The sequence below is a fragment of the Kitasatospora sp. NPDC004669 genome (genome assembly GCF_040609455.1).
Taxonomy (GTDB): Bacteria; Actinomycetota; Actinomycetes; order Streptomycetales; family Streptomycetaceae; genus Kitasatospora.
This window is the reverse complement of record NZ_JBEXKB010000106.1, coordinates 1-20916: the sequence shown is the minus strand read 5'-3', so window position 1 is coordinate 20916 and position 20916 is coordinate 1. Positions and strand designations below refer to the sequence as shown.

19 protein-coding genes are annotated in these 20916 nt (G+C 72.6%); 11 read left to right on the top strand and 8 right to left on the bottom strand.

All coding sequences use genetic code 11. The annotated features are described in order from the left end of the window. Positions 1-266: 266 nt before the first annotated feature. Together ABZW30_RS42960 and ABZW30_RS42955 are read right to left on the bottom strand one after the other, a co-directional pair. Positions 267-941, bottom strand: coding sequence for a Crp/Fnr family transcriptional regulator (locus ABZW30_RS42960; protein WP_030288117.1), 675 nt, complete (start codon positions 939-941; stop codon positions 267-269). Between the two features lie 152 nt (positions 942-1093). Beyond that, on the bottom strand, positions 1094-2131 hold the full coding sequence (locus ABZW30_RS42955) for a winged helix-turn-helix domain-containing protein (protein WP_355676763.1): 1038 nt from the start codon (positions 2129-2131) through the stop codon (positions 1094-1096). Positions 2132-2240: 109 nt separating this feature from the next. Here ABZW30_RS42955 and ABZW30_RS42950 point away from each other — a divergent pair, with 109 nt between their 5' ends. Continuing rightward, a complete protein-coding gene (locus tag ABZW30_RS42950) occupies positions 2241-3077 on the top strand; it encodes an isocitrate lyase/phosphoenolpyruvate mutase family protein (protein ID WP_355676762.1) in 837 nt (278 codons plus the stop codon). A 62-nt stretch (positions 3078-3139) separates the two neighbouring features. On the opposite strand, the gene ABZW30_RS42945 is transcribed toward ABZW30_RS42950, so the two are convergent. Both ABZW30_RS42945 and ABZW30_RS42940 read right to left on the bottom strand, forming a co-directional pair. After that, on the bottom strand, positions 3140-3766 hold the full coding sequence (locus tag ABZW30_RS42945) for an RraA family protein (protein WP_355676761.1): 627 nt from the start codon (positions 3764-3766) through the stop codon (positions 3140-3142). Positions 3767-3866: 100 nt separating this feature from the next. Next, positions 3867-4655, bottom strand: coding sequence for an alpha/beta hydrolase (locus tag ABZW30_RS42940; RefSeq protein ID WP_355676760.1), 789 nt, complete (start codon positions 4653-4655; stop codon positions 3867-3869). A 166-nt stretch (positions 4656-4821) separates the two neighbouring features. Here ABZW30_RS42940 and ABZW30_RS42935 point away from each other — a divergent pair, with 166 nt between their 5' ends. From ABZW30_RS42935 to ABZW30_RS42925, 3 genes are read left to right on the top strand one after another with little or no spacing between them, the layout of a single operon-like run. Beyond that, on the top strand, positions 4822-6456 hold the full coding sequence (locus ABZW30_RS42935) for an FUSC family protein (protein WP_355676759.1): 1635 nt from the start codon (positions 4822-4824) through the stop codon (positions 6454-6456). Positions 6457-6497: 41 nt separating this feature from the next. Beyond that, the gene (locus tag ABZW30_RS42930) at positions 6498-6998 is read left to right on the top strand and encodes a MarR family transcriptional regulator (RefSeq protein ID WP_355676758.1); all 501 of its coding nucleotides are present in this window, start codon (positions 6498-6500) and stop codon (positions 6996-6998) included. Next, positions 6995-8149: a histidine kinase gene (locus tag ABZW30_RS42925; RefSeq protein WP_355676757.1), complete on the top strand. Its 1155-nt coding sequence runs from the start codon at positions 6995-6997 to the stop codon at positions 8147-8149. Before ABZW30_RS42930 ends, ABZW30_RS42925 begins: the two co-directional genes overlap by 4 nt. Positions 8150-8198: 49 nt before the next feature. Here the strand turns inward: ABZW30_RS42925 and ABZW30_RS42920 are convergent, their stop codons facing one another. Together ABZW30_RS42920 and ABZW30_RS42915 are read right to left on the bottom strand one after the other, a co-directional pair. After that, positions 8199-10745 carry an FtsX-like permease family protein gene (locus ABZW30_RS42920; RefSeq protein WP_355676756.1) on the bottom strand — a complete coding sequence of 849 codons (2547 nt, stop codon included), beginning with the start codon at positions 10743-10745 and terminating at the stop codon, positions 8199-8201. A gap of 122 nt (positions 10746-10867) precedes the next feature. Next, positions 10868-11482, bottom strand: coding sequence for a response regulator transcription factor (locus ABZW30_RS42915; protein WP_355676755.1), 615 nt, complete (start codon positions 11480-11482; stop codon positions 10868-10870). Positions 11483-11592: 110 nt separating this feature from the next. On the opposite strand from ABZW30_RS42915, the gene ABZW30_RS42910 reads away from it, so the two are divergent. Beyond that, complete coding sequence (locus tag ABZW30_RS42910; RefSeq protein ID WP_355676754.1) at positions 11593-11748, top strand: hypothetical protein; 156 nt, start codon at positions 11593-11595, stop codon at positions 11746-11748. A gap of 192 nt (positions 11749-11940) precedes the next feature. On the opposite strand, the gene ABZW30_RS42905 is transcribed toward ABZW30_RS42910, so the two are convergent. Further along, positions 11941-12927 carry a DMT family transporter gene (locus ABZW30_RS42905; protein ID WP_355676753.1) on the bottom strand — a complete coding sequence of 329 codons (987 nt, stop codon included), beginning with the start codon at positions 12925-12927 and terminating at the stop codon, positions 11941-11943. A 64-nt stretch (positions 12928-12991) separates the two neighbouring features. Between ABZW30_RS42905 and ABZW30_RS42900 the strand changes: the two genes are divergently transcribed. Next, positions 12992-13825 (top strand): AraC family transcriptional regulator, encoded by an 834-nt coding sequence (locus ABZW30_RS42900; RefSeq protein ID WP_355676752.1) that lies wholly within the window; start codon positions 12992-12994, stop codon positions 13823-13825. On the opposite strand, the gene ABZW30_RS42895 is transcribed toward ABZW30_RS42900, so the two are convergent. Then, entirely contained in the window at positions 13791-15158 is a 1368-nt protein-coding gene (locus tag ABZW30_RS42895; RefSeq protein WP_355676751.1) for a cation:proton antiporter, read from the bottom strand. The genes ABZW30_RS42900 and ABZW30_RS42895 overlap by 35 nt on opposite strands. Positions 15159-15664: 506 nt before the next feature. On the opposite strand from ABZW30_RS42895, the gene ABZW30_RS42890 reads away from it, so the two are divergent. From ABZW30_RS42890 to ABZW30_RS42870, 5 genes are all read left to right on the top strand, one after another. Next, the gene (locus tag ABZW30_RS42890) at positions 15665-17182 is read left to right on the top strand and encodes an amino acid adenylation domain-containing protein (RefSeq protein ID WP_355676750.1); all 1518 of its coding nucleotides are present in this window, start codon (positions 15665-15667) and stop codon (positions 17180-17182) included. Beyond that, positions 17175-17444 carry a phosphopantetheine-binding protein gene (locus ABZW30_RS42885; protein ID WP_355676749.1) on the top strand — a complete coding sequence of 90 codons (270 nt, stop codon included), beginning with the start codon at positions 17175-17177 and terminating at the stop codon, positions 17442-17444. The genes ABZW30_RS42890 and ABZW30_RS42885 overlap by 8 nt, the downstream gene beginning before the upstream one ends. A 5-nt stretch (positions 17445-17449) precedes the next feature. Further along, complete coding sequence (locus ABZW30_RS42880; protein WP_355676748.1) at positions 17450-18406, top strand: chlorinating enzyme; 957 nt, start codon at positions 17450-17452, stop codon at positions 18404-18406. An 85-nt stretch (positions 18407-18491) separates the two neighbouring features. Then, positions 18492-19214: an alpha/beta fold hydrolase gene (locus ABZW30_RS42875; protein WP_355676747.1), complete on the top strand. Its 723-nt coding sequence runs from the start codon at positions 18492-18494 to the stop codon at positions 19212-19214. Between the two features lie 441 nt (positions 19215-19655). Further along, a partial coding sequence (locus ABZW30_RS42870; RefSeq protein ID WP_355676746.1) for a class I tRNA ligase family protein occupies positions 19656-20916 on the top strand: 1261 nt, incomplete at its 3' end.

Sequence of the window (20916 nt, the reverse complement as noted above, 5' to 3'; positions counted from 1 at the left end):
CCGCCGTCGCCGACCAGCTCAACCGCCGTCCACGCAAGACGCTCGGCTGGGAAACCCCAGCCGAGCGTCTGGCTAAACTCCTCGCGGCCTAGACACAATGCCGGTGACTTTGCGTTCTGCCACGGCCCTCTGCCCGAAGCATCGCCACAGATCAGCGGCTCGCGATCGCCGTTAAGTCAGTGGCATTGGGCCTAGACAACCGATCACGTGTTGCAACGACCGCTAGAAACCGCCACCCGGACGGGCCCTTCGCGGTGCTCGGAGCGTCAGCGCGAGCGGCGCGACAGCCGCTCGACGTCCAGCAGGACCACCGCGCGCGCCTCCAGCTTCAGCCAGCCGCGGCCGGCGAAGTCGGCGAGCGCCTTGTTGACCGTCTCGCGGGAGGCGCCGACCAGCTGGGCCAGCTCCTCCTGGGTGAGGTCGTGGGCGACGTGGATGCCCTCCTCGGACTGCACGCCGAAGCGGCGGGAGAGGTCCAGCAGGGCCTTGGCGACGCGGCCGGGCACGTCGGAGAAGACCAGGTCGGACATCACGTCGTTGGTCCGGCGCAGTCGGCGGGCGATGGCCCGCAGCAGTGCGATGGAGACCTCGGGGCGGGCGTGCAGCCAGGGCTGCAGGTCGCCGTGGCCGAGGCCGAGCAGCTTGACCTCGGTCAGCGCGCTGGCGGTGGCGGTGCGCGGGCCCGGGTCGAACAGCGACAGCTCGCCGATCATCTCGCTGGGGCCGAGCACGGCCAGCATGTTCTCGCGGCCGTCCGGCGAGGCGCGGTGCAGCTTGACCTTGCCCTCCGCGACGACGTACAGCCGGTCGCCCGGGTCGCCCTCGTGGAACAGCGACTCCCCACGGGCGAGGGTGACCTCCGTCATGGAAGCGCGCAGCTCGCCGGCCTGTTCGTCGTCGAGTGCCGCGAAGAGTGCGGCGCGCCGCAGAACGTCGTCCACGTGCTTCCTCCTTCTCGGCCGTACGGCGATTGGGCCGTCCGGCGCAAGTTCCGTTCAGTGTTCTGCATCACCAAGCATGGCGCATGTCGCTCCGATCATATGAGGAGGGGGTGTGTCCGGGGGTGCCGTGCGGGGCCATTCGTACCGGCGGGTCATCGGCCGGGGTGCCCGGCGGCCGTCGGCGTGTCGAACGTCTGGTCGTTCCGGTCGAACAGGGGGTCGCCTACCGCCGTACGGGCGGAGAGGACGGTGTGCCCGGCCCGGTGCGCGCTGGTCAGGCCGGCCGCGCGCAGGGCGGTGAGGTGCTGGGAGACGGCGGCCGCGGACAGTCCGGTGCGGCGGGCCAGCTCGGTGGTCGAGGCGGGGGAGTCCAGCTCGGCCAACAGCCGGGCGCGGGAGCGGCCGAGGACGGCGGCCAGCGCGTCGGTGCGCGCCGCGGTGCCCGGGCGGTCCTCCCACAGGGTGGCCGTGCCGCGCGCCGGGTAGATCAGCTGCGGCGGGTCCGGTGGCAGCACCCGGGTGAGTACCCGGGGCCAGGCGAAGGCCGACGGCAGGAGCAGCAGCCCGGCGCCGGCGTTCAGCCGGGTGACGGCGCAGTGCCGGCGCTCCAGCCGCAGCGCGGTGCCGTCCCAGCGGACCGTCTCGTCCAGCTCGTCCAGCATCCGGGCGGTGCCGTGCTCGGCGGCCTGCCGCGAGCGGTGGAAGACGTCCGCCGCCAGCAGTGCGCGGATCCGGGCCCAGTACGGGGCGAGCGCCAGCTCCCAGTACGCCTCGATCTCGGCGGCCAGCCGGGGCAGCTGGGCCGCCGGGTCGCGGTGCAGCGGTTCCAGGGCGGCCGGCAACCGGCCGCCCGCCTCGGCGGCCAGGATGCCGAGGTCGGCCCGGACCTGCGCTTCGCCGGTCGCGGTGATCGCGGCCAGTTCCTCGGCGAGCGTGGGGGAGAAGGAGGCCGGGGCGGGGTTGAGGAAGTCGGGCAGATGGCCGTCGGGCGGGACCATCGCGGCCAGCCGGCCCCGGTCCAGCCCGGCGTCGGCCAGCCGCTCGCGCACCTGCCCGGCCCAGCGGCGGTGCAGTGCGGGGGCGGGGGAGTGCGCGAGGGCGCGCAGACTGGTCACCACCTCCTGCATCGGGCTGACGGCGAACCGGGTCAGCGCCAAGTCCTGTGCGGAGAAGTGGAGTTCCGTCCGCATCTGCGGCCCCCTTCGGAAGATTCGGCCCCAGCTTAAACACTGGCGGCCCGCTCGGCCGGGGCGCAGGATGCCTCCGTCCCCACCGATCCGCACGAAAGCCGGTACACCCATGTCCGACACCGGGCGTCCGTCCACCACCACCGAGGCCCGCGAGCGGGCGCTGCGACTGCGCGAGCTCCTCGCGGAGGGCGTGCTCGTCCTGCCCAACGCCTGGGACGCGGGCAGCGCCGCGGTGATCGCCTCGGCCGGCGCGCAGGCGATCGCCACCACCAGCGGCGGCGTCTCCTGGTCGCTCGGGCGCGGCGACGGCCAGCGGCTGGACCGGGCGGCGGCGGTCGAGGCGGCCCGCCGCGTCGTCGCGGCGGTGGACCTGCCGGTCACCGTCGACGCCGAGGGCGGGTACGGGCCGCTGCCCGCCGATGTGGCCGCGACCGTCGCCGAGCTGGTCGGCGTGGGCGCGGTCGGGGTCAACCTGGAGGACTCGACGGCCGTCGGAGGGCCGCTGTTCCCGGTGGCCGGGCAGGCCGAACGGCTGCGCGCGGCCCGGACGGCGGCGGCCGCCGCCGGACTGCCCGAGCTGTCGGTCAACGCCCGCACCGACGTGTTCCTGTTCGGGCTGGGCGGGCTGGACGACGTGCTGGTCCGGGCCGAGGCCTACGCCGAGGCCGGCGCGGACGGCCTGTTCGTCCCCGGGCTGCTGGACCTCGACGCCCTCACCGAGCTGTGCAAGCGCTCGCCGCTGCCGGTGAACGCGATGGCCGTCGCGGGCGGGCCGACCGTCGCCGAGCTCGCCGCCACGGGGGTGCGGCGAATCAGCGTCGGTACCGGCCTCGCCCAGCTCGCGTACACCGCGGCCCGCCGCGCCGCCGTCGAACTGCTCGGCGCCGGGACGCTGACGGAGCTCGACGGGGCGCTCGGCTTCGGTGAACTGAACGGGCTGTACTGACCCCGGGGACGGGCCGCGGGGGCTGACCTCGGGGGGCTGACCGCAGGAACCGGGCCCCGGGGTCAGCCGGTGAAGCCCAGCTCGGCGAGGCTCCGGTCGATCCGGGCGCGGTGGGCGGCCTCCCAGTCGTCCAGGGTCTCGGCGGCCTCCTTGGCCAGCTTCGCCCGGGCCGCCTCCAGGGCCTTCGACCGCTCGGCGGCGGGCACCACCGCGACGCCCTCCTCGTCGGCCACCACGATGTCGCCGGGCGCCACCAGCACCCCGCCGCAGCGCACCGGGGCGCCGTGGGTGCCCAGCTGCTTCTTCGAGCCGGGGATCGGGATGATGCCCCGGGCGATGACCGGGAAGCCCAGCTCCCGCACCTCGCCGAGGTCCCGGATCAGGCCGTCGGCCACGAAGGCGGCGACGCCCCGGCGCTGCGCCACGGCGCAGACGTTGCCGCCGGCCAGCGCGTAGTCCAGGTCGCCGGACTCCACCACGATCACCGAGCCGGGCTCGGCCCGGTGGATCGCCGCGTGCAGCATCAGGTTGTCGCCGGGCGGACACTGCACCGTGAAGGCCGGTCCGGCCACCCGGGGCATGCCCGCCCAGAGCGGGCGCAGGCCGATGTCCATGACCTGGGCGCGGCCCAGGACGTCGGCCAGGGTGGTGGTGGGGATGTCCCGGAAGTCCGTGAAGTCCTGGTCCATGCTTTCCCGTTGCTCCCTCGTTCGGTCTCTGATGATCAGATTGCGATCAGACTAGGACGCCGATGTGAACGTGGGTTCACGCACTCCCCGGCTCCAGGCCTCAGGCGTAGAACTTCACCAGCTCGGGCACCAGCGCCTCGGCCGCCACCTCGTGGGTCTGGTCGGCCAGCGTCCGGTACTCGGCGCCCGGCACGGCCTGCGCGACCGCGCGGGAGGGTGCCCGCAGCAGCTCCGGGCTGGCGCCGCCGTCCAGCACCAGGGTCGGCACGGCGATCCCGGCCAGCAGGTCGACCGGGACGGTCGCGCCGGTCCGCGCGCCGAGCGCCGCCGCGTCGTACGCCAGGGTCGGCGCGACCGCCTCGAACACCGGCCACACCGGGGCGGAGCGCATCCCGTCCACCATCTCCCCGGGCATCCCGACGAAGGTCATGAAGGCCGCGACGGCGTCCCCACGACGGTCCTCGGCGAGTGCCGCCTCCAGCTCGGTGACGTACCCGACGAAGCGCTCGCTCTGTCCCTCCTCGGTGCTGAACGGCGGCTCGTAGACGGCGAGTCGGGTCATGTCGACGCCTGCGGCGGCGGCCCGCAGCGCCAGCGCGGCGCCCGAGGAGATGCCGAAGACGCAGGCCGAGCCGCCCGCGGCCGCGATGACGGCGGCCAGGTCCTCGATCTCGCGCTCCACGGCGAAGGGCGCGGTGTCCCCGCTGCCGCCGCGGCCGCGCCGGTCGTAGGCCCACACGGTGTGGTGGGCCGAGAGCTGCTCGGCGACCGCGACGCCCGGGTCGAAGCCGCGGTGGCCGATCGCCCCGTCCACCAGGACGACGGCCGGGCCGGAGCCGGTGACGGTGCAGGCGAGGGTGGTGCCGTCGGTGGAGATCACGGTGTTCACGGGGGTGTTCCTTCTTTCGTTCGAGTCGGTCATGGGGGTAGACCGGGACTCGTCGCAGAACTCATCGCTCCTGGCGGGAAATTTTTCGACGGGTTGTGAACCGGGGGAGCGGGCGCCGTCTCGGAGACATATGTTTCACGAGTAAATTACCTGCTAATCTTTTTCCATGGCCACAACCGCCCAGTTCCGGCAGGCGCTCCGGGTCGGACCGCCCGGCGACATCTGGCACAAGCCCGCGCTCAGCGCCGTGGTGACCCTCGGCGCCCTCAACCTCACCCTGCTCGCCCTCGGCCGACTGGACCTCGCGCTCTACACCTCGGCCGGCGGCCTCGGCGCGCTGTACGGGCACGGCCTGCCCTACCGCGCCCGGGCCCGGACACTGGCCGGCGTGCTGCTCGGTACGGTCCTCAGCACCGGCGCCGCCCTCACCGCCGCCGCGCTGACCCGTGACGCCGTGCTGCTGGTCACGATGGCGGCCGCGCTCGCCGCGCTGCACAAGCTGTTCTGCGACGCCGCCCGGATCGGCCCGCCCGGCAGTCTGATCATCACCTTCACCACCGTCAGTTGCGCCTTCGTCCCCCAGCGGCTCCCCGACCTCGCGCCCCACCTGGCACTCACCGTGCTCGGCGCCGCCCTGGCCTGGCTGGTGTGCCTGGCCCCGGCGCTGCCGTGCCCGTACGGCCCGGAACGGATCGCCACCGCCCGCGCGCTGGAGGCCGCCGTCCGACTGCTGCGCACCGAGCCGGGCGCGCCGGACGCCGCCGCCCGGACCGCCCTGGTCGGCGCGGTCGACGTGGCTCGGCACAGCCTCGCCCTCTCCTCCCCGGCGCGGCGGCGCGCCCTCGGCGACGCGCCCGAGCGGCTGCTCGTCCACGCCGAGGCGGCCCTCGCCGGGCCCGCCGACCCGGCGGCCGCCGAACGGTACGCCGCCTGGGCCCACGACCTGCGGCGGGGCCGCCCGCTGCCGCTGCTCGACCTCACCGAGGCGGAGGCCGCCGAACTGCGCGCCCACCGGCCCGACCCCCGACCCCCGCTGCGCGCCGCACTGCGGCCCGGCTCGGCGCTGCTGCCGATCGGCCTGCGGGTCGCGGTCGGCTGCGCCGCCGCCGGCTGGCTCTCGCTGGCGCTCGGCGTCGGCCGCCCGTACTGGGCGGTGGTCACCGCGGCCTCGGTGTTCCAGGCGAACAGCACGCTCTCCTGGCAGCGCGCGCTGCAGCGGGTGCTGGGCAACCTGCTCGGCCTGACGCTGTTCACCGCCGCGCTGCCCCTCGCCCACTCCGGCCCGGTGGCGCTGATCGGGCTCGGGCTGCTCTGCCAGTTCGGCGCGGAGGCCACCATCGCCCGCAGCTACTGGCTGGCCACCGTCTTCGTCACCCCGATGGCACTGCTGATGACCGAGTTCGCGGGCCTGCAACCCGCCCGGACCCTGGTCGCCGACCGCTGGCTGGACACCTGCGTCGGCGCGCTCACCGGCCTCGCCTCGTGCCTGCTGGTCACCAACCGCCGGACCGCCGCCCGGCTGTCCCGCGCCCTGACCGGGGCCGAGACCGCCGCCCGCGAGGCCCGGGCGGCCGTCGCGTCCGCCGGCGCCGAGGCCGCGGCCGCCCGGACCCGGCTGGCCACCGCCCTGCTGGAACTGCGCGAGGCCGCCGACACCGCGACCGGCGAGTGGCGCCGCCCGGCCCTCCCGCACCAGCGCGCCGCTGACACCGAACGGCACGCCCACCACCTGCTGACGGCCCTGCTGGAGCGCCGGGGCGCCGGGGCGCGCGCCGTCCGGGGCCCGGCAGGCAGGCCCTAGGATCGAACGAACGGGTCGGTCGCGGAACGGGAGCAGCGCACGTGGAGGACGTCGTCGCAGGTGTGCTGCGCCAGTGGGAGCGTGCGTACCCCGGCCTGGACACCGGCCCGATCGCCGTCCTCGGCCGGATCAACCGCTGCGCCGCGCTGCTCCAGCAGACCCCCGACCCGCTCACCCGGGCCGGCCTCACCCGCGCCGAGTTCGACATCCTCGGAGCCCTGCGTCGGGTCGACCGCGAGCTGACCCCCACCCAGCTGGCCCGCGAGAGCTTCGCCTCCGGCGCCGCCGTGACCAAGCGCCTGCGGCTGCTGGAGGAACGCGGCCTGGTCAGTCGCCGCACCGGCGAGCGCGACCGCCGGGTCGCCCACCTCTCCCTCACCGACGCCGGACGGGAGTCGGTCGACGGCCTGATCCAGGAACTCGTCGCGTACGACCGCGCGCTGCTCTCCGGCCTCACCCCCGACGAGCAGGAGCGCCTCGCCGAGGCGCTGGCCGGGCTGCTCAACACCCTTGAGGGCACCATCGGCCGCACCCTCCGGTGAGCACCCGCGGGAGCGTCGAGCCGGGCCGGGCTCGTGAGGCCCGCAGCGAGGGCCCGGCCGACCCGATGGCCCGACTCGCCCGGGGGATCGTCCTGCTGGTGGCCGTCGGCTTCTTCACCGCCTCGGTGGTGGCCACCGTCCGCAACCGGGACGGCCTGCCCTACCAACTGGCCGCCGTGGCCCTGCTGTCGGTCCTGCTCGGCTTCCAGATCCTGCACGCCGGCCCCTGGCGCGCCCCGCGCCGCTGGTGGCCGTGGAGCCTGCCCGCCCACGGGGCGCTCACCTACCTGCCCTTCCTGGTCTTCGACGGATCGTGGGTCGGCATCCCCGGCTCGTTCGCCGCCTCGGTGCTGCTGACGGTCGGATCGCCGCGCCGCCGGCTGCTGTTCGGCGCGCTGGTGGCCGGGCAGTACCCGCTCTGCGCGGCCCTCGGCGGCAAGCCCGGTCAGTGCGTCAACGCGAGCGTCTCCACCGCCGTGGGCGGCATCGTGGTGTACGGCGTGGCCCGACTCGCCGAGCTGACCGCCGAGTTGCGGGCGGCGCGGACGGAACTGGCGGAACTCGCGGTGGACCGGGAGCGGCTGCGCTTCGCCCGGGACGTGCACGACCTGCTCGGCTACAGCCTGTCGGTGGCGGCGCTGAAGTGCCAACTCGCCGAGCGGCTGGCCCTGGAGGACCCGAAGGCCGCGCGCGCGGAGATGGCCGAGGCGCTGGTGATGGTGCGGCAGGCGATGTCCGACAGCCGACGCCTGTCGAGCGGTGACGTGCGGATGTCGCTGGCCCGTGAGTGCCGCTCGGCCGCCTCGGTGCTGCGGGCGGCCGGGATCGGCGTCGAGGTCGCCCTGGACTGCGGCGCCCTGCGGCCGGAACCCGACGCGGCGCTGGCGACCGTGGTGCGGGAGGCGGTCACCAACCTGCTGCGGCACAGCGTGCCCCGGCACTGCGAGATCCGGGCGGGCCGGGACGACGACGGCACCGTACGCCTGGTGGTCGCCAACGACGGCGCCCCGGCCGAGGCCGCGTCGAGGGAGCCGGAGGGCGGCCGCGGAGTCCCCAACCTGACCGGGCGAATACGCGCCCTGGGCGGGGAGTTGACGGTCGAGCGGGACGGATCCGGCTGGTTCCGCCTCACCGCCGTCGTCCCCGGCTAGTCCCGTCCAGTCCCGTTCAGTCCCGCCTCAGCCGTGCCTCGGCCCCGCGTCAGTCCCGCAGTCCGATCGCCTCGACCGGCCTGCGCCGCAGCGCCAGCCGGGCGGTCAGCAGCACCGTGCCCACCCCCAGCAGCGCCGCCCCGCCCAGCACCGCGCCCACCCAGGAAACCGGCAGGGACGGCCAGGCCGTGCCGGTGAGCGCCAGGTTGACCGGCACCAGGACGGCGGCCGTGACCGAGGCCCCGAGCAGCAGCGCCACCCCGACCGTGATCCCGCCCTCCCAGGCCGTCATCCGCAGCACCTGGCCGCGCGTGGTGCCCACCAGCCGCAGCAGGGCGAACTCCCGCAGTCGCTCGCCGGTGGCCATCACCAGGGTGTTCACCACGGCGACGGCGGTGAACAGGCTGATCATGCCGAGCAGCAGCCGCCCGACCGCGGTGGCCGACTGCTGCCGGAGCCGGCGCGCCTCGTCGTAGTCCGCCCGGTCGCTCACCCGGGCCATCGGATAGGTCGCGACCAGGCCCCGCAACTCCCGGCCGACCAGCCGGGGATCGGCGCCGGGGGCGGAACGGACCAACACCGTCGGCGCCAGCCGGTCCGGTGCGTGGCCGGCGGCGAACTCGGCGGGCAGCAGCGCGTCGGCGAACCGCGCGTCCCGCTCGTACACGGCGACCACCGTGGCGGTGCCGGTGCTGCCGTCCGTCCAGCCGATCCGCACCGTTCCCCCGACCCGGGCGCCGAGCGCGGCGGCCGCCCGCTGCCCCAACGCGACGGCCGTCCCGCGCAGTTCGGACAGCGAGCCGCTGGTCACGCCCGGGTCGACCAGCTCCGTCAGCCCCTGCGGATCGACGATCCCGGCCTCGCCCCCGTACGAGGAGGTCCCGGCGGAGAACACCGTCGTGGTCGGCACCACCGCGCCCGCCGCCCCGACCCCCGGCAACCGTCGTGCGGCCGCCGGGAATTCCGGCGGCAGGCCGATGCCGCCCGCCTCGACCACCTGGTCCGCCAGCAGTCGCCGCCCGTCCTCGGCCGCGGCGGCCCGGGCCTTGACCACCGGGACGAAGAGCGTCGTCCCGGCGAAGGCCACCGCCAGCACCAGCGGGGTGACGGCGGCCGCGAAGCGGCGCGGCTGGGCGCGCAGTTCGGCGACGGCCAGGTGCCCGGCCACCGGGGAGAGCCGCCGTACCGGCCAGCCGACCAGCGACCCCGTCACTCGGCCGATCAGCGGCCCGAGCAGCGCCACCGCCGGCAGCAGCACCAGCACCATGCTCTCCGCCGTCCCGGCCCCGCGGCGGCTGCCCGCGGACCCGGCCAGCACCGCGCCGCACACCGCGAGCGTCGCCACCCCGAGCAGCGTCCGGACCCGGCCGACCCCCGGCGGTGGCGCCGCGGACTCGCGCAGCGCCCGGGTCGGCTCCACCCGGGAGGCCCGGCGCGCCGCGGCCCACACCGCCAGCTGCGCGGTGACCGCCGTCCCGGTGAGGACGATCAGGGGAGCGGTCGGCCCGACGTACAGCCGTACGTCCGGGCCGACCACCCCGCGGTCGACCAGCTCGCCCCGCAGCAACGCGGCGAGGCCGACTCCCACCGGCCCCCCGACCGCCGCCGCCGCGACGGTCAGGACCAGTGTCTCCAGTGCGATCATCCGTCGCACCTGCCCCGACGTGGCGCCCACCGCCCGCAGCAGCGCCATCTCCCGCAGCCGCTGCCGGACGTTCAGCGCGAGCGCCCCGGCCACCACGAACGCGGCGACGAACAGCGACAGCGCCCCGACCGTCCCGGCGAGCGAGGACAGGCCGTCCCCGGGCCCGGGCGCGCCCGCGAACTCCTGTTCGCCGCGCCGTTCGCCGGTGCTCACCCGGGGCCGGGACCGGAGCGCGGACCCGTCCGTCGGGAAGGCCTCGGCGACGGCCTGCCCGGCCAGCGCGGCCAACGTCCGCGGGTCGGCCCCGTCGCTCGCGGTGAGGCCGATCGCGTCCGCGCCGGTACTCGTGCCCGCGAGCCGGGCGGCCTGCTCGGGGCCGAAGAACAGCACCGACTGCCGAGCCGGGGCCGCCACCAACCCGGTCACCGTGTACGGACGCGGGGCCTCGACGGTCGCCAGCCGTACGGTCGCCCCGACCGCGACCCCGGCGCGGGCGGCCGTCGCGTCGTCCAGCACCACCTCGTCCGGCCCGGCCGGGGCCCGCCCGGCGATCAGCCGGAACGGGGCGAGCACCGCGCTGGACCAGGAGTGCCCGAGCGAGGGGCCGCCCTGCGGCCCGGTGAGGACCTGCCCGGAGGCGGTGACCACGGCGGCCGGGAAGGACAGCTCCGGGACGACGGCCGCAGCGCCGGGCAGTCGGGAGAGCCCGTCGACCAGCGGTCCGGCGTCGGGGATCCGGGTCCAGCCGCCGATCACCACCGGGGCGGCGGCGTAGCGCTCGGTCGGTGTGCCGGCGCGCAGCGCGGACTCCAGCAGCACGCCGCAGGCGACGGTCAGGACCAGGGACAGGCAGAGCGCGACGAAGCCCCCGGCGAAGCCCGCCTTCCGCCCGCGCACCGTCTTCCAGGCCAGCTTCAACACGCTGCTCAGCCCCCCCGGCGAGTCGCCCACGATGTCATCGCGAGCCTAGCCGCGGAAGCGGTGACCGGGATTCCGTGCGTGGGCGAAGAAAGGCTTGGTCAAGCCTTTGCATGGGTCGTCCACGGCCGAATCCATGCGAAACGCACGGGCGGTTACGGCAGGGGGAGCCAGCCCATCTCCCCGGCGATCCGGATGGCGTCCACCCGGCTGCGCCCACCGGTCTTGGCCACCGCGGCCGCCAGGTGGTTGCGGGCGGTGCCGGTCGAGATGAACAGCCGGGCGGCGATCTCCGTGACGGTCGCGCCCTCCGCCGCCAGCCTCAGGATGTCCAGCTCCCGGGGCGTCAACGGGTTCTCCCGCACCTCCAGCGCGGCGACGGCGAGTTCCGGGTCGACGACGCGCTCCCCGGCCGCCACCCTCCGGATCGCCGCCGCCAGTACCTCGGCCGGTGCGTCCTTCCCGAGGAAGCCGAGTGCCCCGGCGGCCAGCGCCCGGCGCAGGTCGGCGGGCCGTACCAACCCGGTGAGGATCAGCGTGCGGCACTCCGGGAGCCGCCCGCGCAGCTCGGCTGCCGCGCGCAGCCCGTCCAGGCCGGGCAGGTCGATGTCGATCACCGCGACGTCCGGCCGGACCCGCAGCGCGGTCGGCACCACCTCGTCCCCGCGTTCGACGTCGGCGACGACCGCCAGGTCCCCTTCGTACGAGAGCAGGGCGATCAGCCCCTGGCGCATGATGGTCATGTCCTCCGCCAGCAGGACCCTGATCATCCGTTCTCCCCCCGGTCGAACCGTTCTCCCTGCACAACGGCGGCCCCGGCAGGGCCGTTTCCGTCGCTCGATCGGCCCCAGGGGTGCGCCGCTCGGCGTAGCCTTCGTGCATGGCAGAGAGCAAGGCCCGGAAGACCGCGACCAAGGCCTCGAGCAAGGCGGCGGATCAGAAGCCGACCGCGAAAAGGGCAGCCGTGAAGCAGGCCGTGAAGCCGAGGAGAGGTGTTCACACTTCAGCACGACAGAACGTCGCCGCCGCGGTCTGAAGGCCGACGGCAGGTGTCCAGAGGAAGCAACTGCAGGTGCCCCGATCGGCACACCGGGCATTCCGCCGCCACCTTCCGGCTGGACCCACTCCACTACGGGAACCGCCTCCGCATCGCGGTCAGGGGCGCGGACGGGTCAACCTCGCCGCAGCTCATGCCGAGTCCGGGCCGGACCTGGTCGGCGGGGCCGGGTCAGGAGCTCGTCGCCGGGCTGGCCTCGCTCTCCCTGGTCCTGACGGGGGCCGGCTGCCGGGTGTCCGCCACGGGCGAGCGCCTGGGGAGCTTGCCCTGTGTCACTGCCAGCGCGGCCCCGAGGACCAGTACCAGAGCACCGGCGCCCTGGAGCGCGCCGAACGACTCCCCGAGGAGCACGGTGGCACACAGGGTGTTGACGATCGGCACGTTGAACATCATGAGGGAAGCCCTCGCCGGCCCCACGGAGCCGACTCCTCGGTAGTAGAGGAGGTTGGCCACGGCCGCCGCACCGATGGCCAGGTAGGCCGCGTTCCACCAGACGCCGGCCGGCAGGTCCGCCCAGGTCACCTTGCCGAGATCGGGGGCCGCGAAGACGCCGAGCAGGACAGCGCCCGCACAGGTCGCGTACGTCGTGGCCCGCAGCGGGTCGACGCCCGCGAGCACTCGGGGGCCGATCAGGGTGTACGAGGCCCAGCAGACGGCGCTGAGCAGGAAGAGCGCGTCACCCAGGAGCCGGGAGGAGCCGCCCGAGCCCTGTCCACCCGCACCGACGAAGAAGACCGCCGCGCCGGCGAGACCGAGGCCCAGGCCCGTCACCCGAGCCCAATTCGCCTTCTCCTTTCCCGTGATGAGTAGGAAGCCGTTGGTCAGCAGCGGGCTCATCACCGGGATGAGGATGCCGGCGTCGAGGGACGGGGCGAGGGACAGGCCCCAGAAGAAGAATCCGTTGTAGGCAAAGACACCCAGCACGCCGGCGGCTGCCGCGAGCCATCCGCTGCGGGCCGGTACCCGGACCTCGCGGTTGCCGAACATCGCCACCGCGAGGAGCAGGGCCACCGCGCCGCCGCCGAAGCGCAGGAGCGCGCCCACCGAGTGCGGCATGTGGTCCACGACGACCTTGGAGCTTGAGAAGGAGCTGCCCCAGAGCACCATCGTCGCCAGAAGGAGGACGTACGGATTGCTGATCCTGCCTGATGTTCCCATGGTCTGACTCTCCTTGAGTTCGCTGCTCGTGTCTTGAACGCTGGTGCGCGGCGACAATGGGTTCATGTCGAAGGCGAGCAGCTGGGTGCGGTACTGGCGGGACGAGGAGCGGTCCCTGGAGGCCATGCACGCACATTTCCTCGAGCACGTGTACGCGCCGCACAGCCACGACACGTACTCCTTCGGCATCACCGATCTCGGTGCCCAGAGCTTCCATTGCCGGGGGGCCAACCACACCAGCGGAGCCGGCATGGTGATGGCGTTCAACCCGGACGAGGTCCACGACGGCCGCGCCGCCGCCGAGTTGGGCTACCGGTACCGGATCGTGCACATCGGGCCCGCCGTCGTCCGCGGCATCCTCGCCGATGCCGCAGCCCGCCCGTCGGGCCCCATGCCACTGTTCGTCCGCCCGGTGCTGACCGATCCGACGCTCACCGGGCTGCTGGCCCGCCTGCACGGAGCGCTCGTCGACCGTGCGAGCCTGATCGAGCGGGAGGAGCTGCTCACCGCGACCGTCCTCACCCTCGCCGAGCGCGGTGCGACCAGGGCGCCGCGCACCCAGGCCCTGGAGGGTACGGCGCTGCGCCGTGCCGCCCGGCGCGCCCAGGCCCGGTTGCACGAGTGCTTCGTCGACCAGCTGTCCACGGAGACGCTGGCGGCCGAGGCTGGATGCAGCCGCTACGCCCTCTACCGGGCCTTCCGCGCGGAGTTCGGCATGGCGCCCAGCGATTACCAGCGCCTGCTGCGGTTGCGCCGAGCGCGGGAACTGCTCGTCCGCGGCCTGACGCCGGCCCAGGCCGCGTCGTCCGTCGGCTTCGCGGACCAGGCCCATTTCGGCAGGTGGTTCCGGCGCACGTACGGCATCACTCCTGCGATCTACCAGCGCGCGTCCCACTGAGCGCCGCCGTCCCGGCCAGCACGGGCTCGACCGGCTCCACCAGGGCTGGGGCCGGCTGGTCCGGACCGCGCCCCGATCCCGCGGCCCGCAGCAGGGGTGCGGTCATGACGGTGGTGGCCAGGGCCGTGATGGTCAGCATCCCGAGCATCTGCTGGCTGATGATGTGGGCCTGGTAGCCGATCTGGATCACCACCAGCTCGGTCAGTCCGCGCGCGTTGAGCAGTACCCCGAGGACGACCGACTCCCGCCAGGGCAGTCCGGTCAGCCGGGCGCACAGCCCGGGGCCGATCACCTTCGACAGGGTCGCGACGACGATCAGCGCGAGGAGGACCAGGCCGGCGGTGCCGTCCAGGTGGAGCGACCGGAGGTTGACGGTCAGCCCGAATCCCAGGAAGAAGAAGGGCAGCAGGACGGTCTTGGCCGTCGTCGCCAGCGGGGCCGCTGCTGCGACGGCGGCCCGGTTCTGCTGGGGCCAGACGAGGCCGACCAGCAGCGCGCCGATGAGCTGGTGGATGCCCAGGACGGCCGTGAGGGTTGCGGTCGCAGCCACGGCGATCACGAGCAGGACCGCACCGGTGGGCGCCCGCTCGGCCCAGTCCCCGCGGTCGGGCCACCTCGCCGCCAACCGGCGCAGCGGCCCGACGAAGAGCGCGACCACGCCGATCACCGCGATGGACCGGCCCAGCACGGCGGCCGGATTCGAACCGTGAGCGAGCGAGAGGATCACGGAGAGGATCAGCCAGCTGCCGCCGTCACCGACCGCCGCCGCGAAGAGGCTCAGCTGCCCGGGCCTGGTCCGGGTCAGGCCCAGGTCGCCGAGTATCCGGGCCAGCACGGGGAAGGCGGTGATGCTCAGCGCACAGCCGACGAACAACACGAAGGCCACCGGGCGGACTTCGCCGGCCATGTACTGGCCCATCAACGGCAAGGCGATCAGCGCTCCCGCCGCGAACGGCACGAGCAGGGAGGCCTGACTGATCAGCAGGGCCCGTGGCGCGGCCCCACGCAGTCGCATGGCCCCGAGTTCCTGGCCCACTCCGAACATGAACAGGACGAGGCCGAGCTGCGCCAGTCCGTTGAACATCGGGGTGACACCGGCGGGAAAGAGGAAGCGAGCAGCGCCCGGCGCCACCGAGCCCAGTAAGGAAGGGCCCAGAAGGATGCCGCCGACGATCTCACCGGTAACGCGCGGTTGGCGCAGCAGAACTGCCAGGCGTCCCAAGATGTGAGACACCGCGAGGACCGCGACCACGCCGAGCAGGAAGTGGCCGACGATGTCCAGTGTGGCCTGCTCTGCGTCGCCCGGGTCGATCCGGGCCGCGGGCTCCGTCACGTGGAGCGACACTGTGACCACCACCGCGAGCGGCGCCAGGACCGTGAGTGCGGCTGCGGCTCGAATTCTTCCCTGATATCCGGTATGCCCGGATTTGGGCCGGTCGATTCTGGCCAAGTCTCCCCCCGGATTCACCTTGCTTCGATTCGTCAACGCCGTGAAGCCGACTGCAGGACTGATCGAGCTGTCCGTTGCGTGCGACTTCAGCCGTATTGGTGCCCCAGGGGGCCGGCGCGCAGCGCGGCCTCACTTGCCTACCAGGAGTGAACGGCAGGGCACACGACGCAGCGAGTCAATCTTGGGAGTTGTCCGTTCGTCCACTGCTTGTGGTGAGCATCACAACTTCTTGACGTGTCCACATGATCCATGCCAGCGTCATCGGGCCACGAACTGTGAGGCCACTGCGTCTCGGATATTGAGACTTATTCGGGGCGTAAATGGGGGACCAAATGACGCAATCCGTTTCCGTGCAGGCCGAAACCGGCCTGTTAGCGATGTTCCGGGAAGTGGCGTCCGCCCGTGCGGAGCGCACTGCGCTGTCCGCCGACGGCAAGCGGTACTCGTACCGCGAGCTCGACGTCTGGTCGGACGGCATCGGACAGTTACTCAGGGACCAGGGCGTGCGGCCGGGCGGCCGCGTCGCCCTGCGCATGCTCCCCGGCGCCGAGGCGATCGCCGCCATGATTGGCATTCTGAAGGCGGGGGCGGCCTACGTCCCGCTGGACGTCCGGCACCCGCCGGCAAGAAAGAACTTCATCATCGCTGACAGCGAGGCGACCGCACTGGTCGGCGATCCGGGCGAGGAGTACGCCGGCTCCGCGATCGGGGCGGTGATCACCGAGGCGGAGATCGCCGAGCTCGCCGGACTTCCGGCCCGGCAGGTGCCGGCGGCCATTGACGATCCGTCGGCCGAGGCGTACGTCATCTACACATCGGGGACGACCGGCGCCCCGAAGGGCGTGCCGGTACGGCACCACCACGCAGCTGCGCTGTTCACCGCAGCCCGAGCGGTCTTCGACTTCGACGAGCAGGACCGCTGGCTCCTCTTCCACTCCCTGGCCTTCGACTTCTCGGTCTGGGAGGTCTGGGGAGCCCTCACCACCGGCGCCGAGCTCGTGGTCCTGCCGCACTGGGCCGCGCGGTCGCCGGAGAAGTACCTGCAGGTGATCGTGGACGAGCGCATCACCGTGCTGAACCAGACGCCCACGGCCTTCACCGCGCTCGCCGCGGCGGCTCTGCGTTCGGACCACGATCTGGCGGACCTGCGCTACGTCGTCTTCGGCGGCGAGAAGCTGGTGCCCGCGACGCTTCACCCCTGGGCCAAGCGGTACGGTCTGGAGCGGCCTCGTCTGGTCAACGGCTACGGGATCACGGAGACCACGGTCTTCACCACCTTCCACGAAGTCGGCCTGGACGACCTGGCATCGGACCGCTCCGTCATCGGTGCGGCCCTCCCGGGCTTCCGGCTCCGGGTGGTCGACGAGGACGGCCGGGACGTCCCGGACGGAGAGTCCGGCGAGCTCTGGCTGGCCGGCCCCCAGGTCACCGAGGGGTACCTCAAGCGGCCCGACCTGACCGGCGAGAAGTACCCCGCGGTCAGGGACCCGGACACCGGGGAGGCCGTCCGTTATTACCGCTCCGGCGACCTGGTGAACCGGCTGCCCGACGGAGCACTGGCGTACATCGGCCGTGCGGACCTGCAGGTGAAGCTCCGCGGGTACCGCATCGAGCTCAGTGATATCGAAGCCGTGGTCCGCAGTCACCCGGGCGTGCTCGACGCGGTGGTCCAGGTGCGGCAGTTCAAGGCCGGCGACGACCGGCTGGTCTGCGCCTTCGTCGCCCGCGACGAGAACGCGGTGCCGACCGCCGCGGAGCTCCGCGGCCACGTCAAGGACGAACTGCCCGCGTACATGCAGCCGGCTCGCTACCTGCGACTGCCGGAGCTGCCCAGCACGGTCAACGGAAAGGTCGATCGGGCCGCCGTCGCCCGATCATGGAATGAAATGGCTAGCGCTCATGACTGAAACCGCGTACATCGACCCCGAGGTGACTGAAGCTCAGGAGCTGGTCCTGCGCTGGGCCGCGGAGATCCTCGAAGAGCCGGTCACGGCCGAGGACAACTTCCTGGACCTGGGCGGCCACTCGGTCCTCGCGCTCGAACTGGGCAACCGGATCAAGGAGCACTTCGGCGTCGAGCTGGACATCGAGGTCCTCTTCGAGCGTAGCGTCGGCGAGGTTGCCGCCGGCGTAGTCCGTCTTGCCGACACCACCGTACAGAGCGGATGACAGCGATGACCACTTCCGAGCAGACGACCTTCCCCCTCACCGAGGCCCAGCTCGAGCAGTTCGAGCGGGACGGCTTCCTCGGCCCCATCAAGATCTACGAGGTCGAGGAGATGGAGGAGCGCTGGAAGACCGTCCAGCGTGAACTGCGCGACCGCACCCACGCCATCTACCCCGTGGGCTCGGGCAAGGCGAGCAGCATCTCCAACTACGACCGGCACCTGGACATCGACCTGCTGTCCGAGCACATCATGAAGCGGGAGATCGTCGACCGCGTAGCGTCGATCCTGGGCCCGAACCTGCTGTGCTGGCGCAGCGAGTTCTTCCCCAAGTACCAGGGGGACGAAGGGACCGACTGGCACCAGGCCGCGACCTTCGCGCATGCCAGTGGCACCCCCCAGATCCTGTGGCCCTCCGAGAACGGCCTGCCGGCCTTCGGCGGCACCATCACCGTGTGGACGGCCTTCACGCACTCCACCAAGGAGAACGGTTGCCTGCAGCTGATGCCCGGTACGCACAAGGTCATGAACTATGACGAGTCGAAGGGCATGGAGTACGAAGCCGAGGCGTTCAACGCTCGTGAGAAGGACGGCATCAAGCGCGGCTTCTTCGGCTACGACTACCGGCAGCTCCAGAAGGACCCCGACTGGACGCCGGACGAGTCCCAGGCCTTCCCGCTGGTGATGAAGCCGGGTGAGTGCGTGATCTTCTGGTCCACGCTCATGCACGCCTCGCTGCCGCACACCGGCACCAAGAAGGACTACCGGATGGGTTACGCCGCCCGCTTCGTGCCCACCCAGGTCCAGGTGTACCCGGGGACCGAGGAGGTGAGCGAGTACGGCGGCGGCATCGTGCTCGACGACTACGGCACGGTTCTCGTCTCCGGTGAGGACACCTACGGTCACAACCGGGTGGCAAAGGAGAGCCGGCGCGGCTTCGAGTTCGTGCCGCACCAGCAGCCCTGACGGGATCCCTGCGGCGGAGGCGGCTCCCGGCCGCCTCCGCCTGCTCCTTCGCCGGGCCCGTCCCGGCTCGGCTCACTGGAGAGCGATGTCCGCCAAGCCCTACCCGCTCGTGCTGCTCCATCACGCGGGCGGATCCGCCGCCTACTTCGACCCGCTGGTCAGGGCGCTGCCGCCGGGTATCCAGCCCATCGCGGTGGATCTGCCGGGGCGGGGCCGCAGGTGGCGGGAAGCGCCAGCCACGGCGATGAACGAGGCCGTCGAGGCGTTGATGGGCGTCGTCGATACGATCGGTGCTCCGTTCGCCGTCTTCGGCCACAGCCTGGGGGCCTACGTCGGTCTGTCGCTGGCGGCCCGGCTGGAGGAGACGGGTGCCCCCAGCCGGTGCGTCACCTTGTTCGCCTCGGCCAACTCCGGCCCCCGGGGCGCCGTTCTGCCGTTCGACGGCTCACCGCTCGCAGTGAGCGATGAGGAGATTTTCGAGATCGCGGCGAAGTCCGGCGGTGGGGTGGCCCAGCAGATCCTCGACCATCCGCAACTGCGGCGCCGGACGGCCGATCTGCTCCGCGCGGACTTCTCGATCTCCGAGTCCTTCCTGGCCAGGGAGCGGCAGACCGTCACCGAGGCGGACATTGTGGTCTGCTATGGCGCTGACGACATCTTCACGGCCGGCCAGCTCGACATGTGGCGTCTGAACACCACTCAGTCATCGGAGGTCCACCTCTTTTCCGGAGGCCATTTCTACGTCGAGGAGAATGCCGTCGCGCTGGCGGAGATCATCACTCGCCGGTTGCTTGCGCCGGCCCTGTGACTGCGGGTGAAATCCGCGGGCTGCTCGAATCGATGGTTCGGCGGACCGGCCTGATCCGGGGACTCGCCGTCGGTGTGCAGCACGTCGCGGACATTGACGCCTCGCCCCAAGTCGCCGCATTGGAACGCGGATTTCGTCAGTTCCGGCTCTGGAAGGGCGATTCGGGAGATTCTCGTTCCCGAGAAATTCCCGGGCGCAGCCGACCCGGATCGACGGTTCCGTTCTCTAACCGGTCAGCGGGTCGGTTGCGGGCGTTCAGGCGGCGCTGGTGGTGGCGCCCCTGTCCGGATCCTGATATTTCGCGGCCGAAAACCTCAACGCCGCTGGTCTGCGCGGATCTTGGCCCTATGATGAATCGGCCGATGGGCGTCGAACGAGATGACCGGCATTGACCGGCAGGCCCTGGAAGCAGCCACGCAGACCCGCCGGAGTAAGCAGCCGATGACATCCCCTCAGTACCGCCAGGTGCCCGCCCAGGTCGACCTCCCCGCCCTGGAGCACGGCATCCTCAGCTTCTGGCAGGACAACAAGGTCTTCCAGCGCAGCCTGGAGCAGTCCGAGGGCCGTCCCGAGTGGGTCTTCTACGAGGGCCCGCCGACCGCCAACGGCATGCCTGGTGCCCACCACATCGAGGCCCGCGTCTTCAAGGACGTCTTCCCGCGCTTCCGGACGATGAAGGGCTTCCACGTCGCCCGCAAGGCCGGCTGGGACTGCCACGGCCTGCCGGTCGAGCTGGCCGTCGAGAAGGAGCTGGGTTTCTCCGGCAAGCAGGACATCGAGGCCTACGGCATCGCCGAGTTCAACGCCAAGTGCCGCGAGTCGGTGACCCGCCACACCGACGCCTTCACCGAGCTGACCACCCGCATGGGGTACTGGGTGGACCTCGACGAGGCCTACCGGACGATGGACCCGTCGTACGTCCAGTCCGTGTGGTGGTCGCTCAAGCAGATCTTCGACAAGGGCCTGCTGGTCCAGGACCACCGCGTCGCGCCCTGGTGCCCGCGCTGCGGCACCGGCCTGTCCGACCACGAGCTGGCCCAGGGCTACGAGACGGTCGTCGACCCCTCGGTCTACGTGAAGTTCCCGCTCACCAGCGGCCCGCTCGCCGGCCGCGCCGCGCTGCTCGCCTGGACCACCACCCCGTGGACCCTGGTCTCCAACACCGCCGTCTCGGTGAATGCGAAGGTGACGTACGTCGTCGCCACCGACGGGGCCGAGCAGCTCGTCGTCGCGCGGGACTTGCTGGCGAACGCTCTGGGAGAGGGCTGGGAGGAGACCGGGGAGTCCTTCACCGGTGCCGAGATGGAGCGGTGGGGCTACCAGCCCCCGTTCTCCATCGTCTCGCTCGAAGGTGCCAACATCGTCCTCAACGGCGATCACGTCACCACCGAGACCGGTAGCGGCCTGGTCCACACCAACCCCGCCTTCGGCGAGGACGACTACAAGGTGTGTAAGGCGTATGGGCTTCCGCTGGTGAACCCGGTCCGTCAGGACGGGACGTTCGAGGCGGACCTCGCGCTGGTCGGCGGGGTCTTCTTCAAGAAGGCCGACGAGTTGGTCCTCGCGGACCTCAAGGAGCGCGGCCTGCTCTTCCGCCACGAGTCCTTCGAGCACAGCTACCCGCACTGCTGGCGCTGCCACACCGCGCTGCTCTACTACGCGCAGCCGTCCTGGTACATCCGGACCACCGCCGTCAAGGACG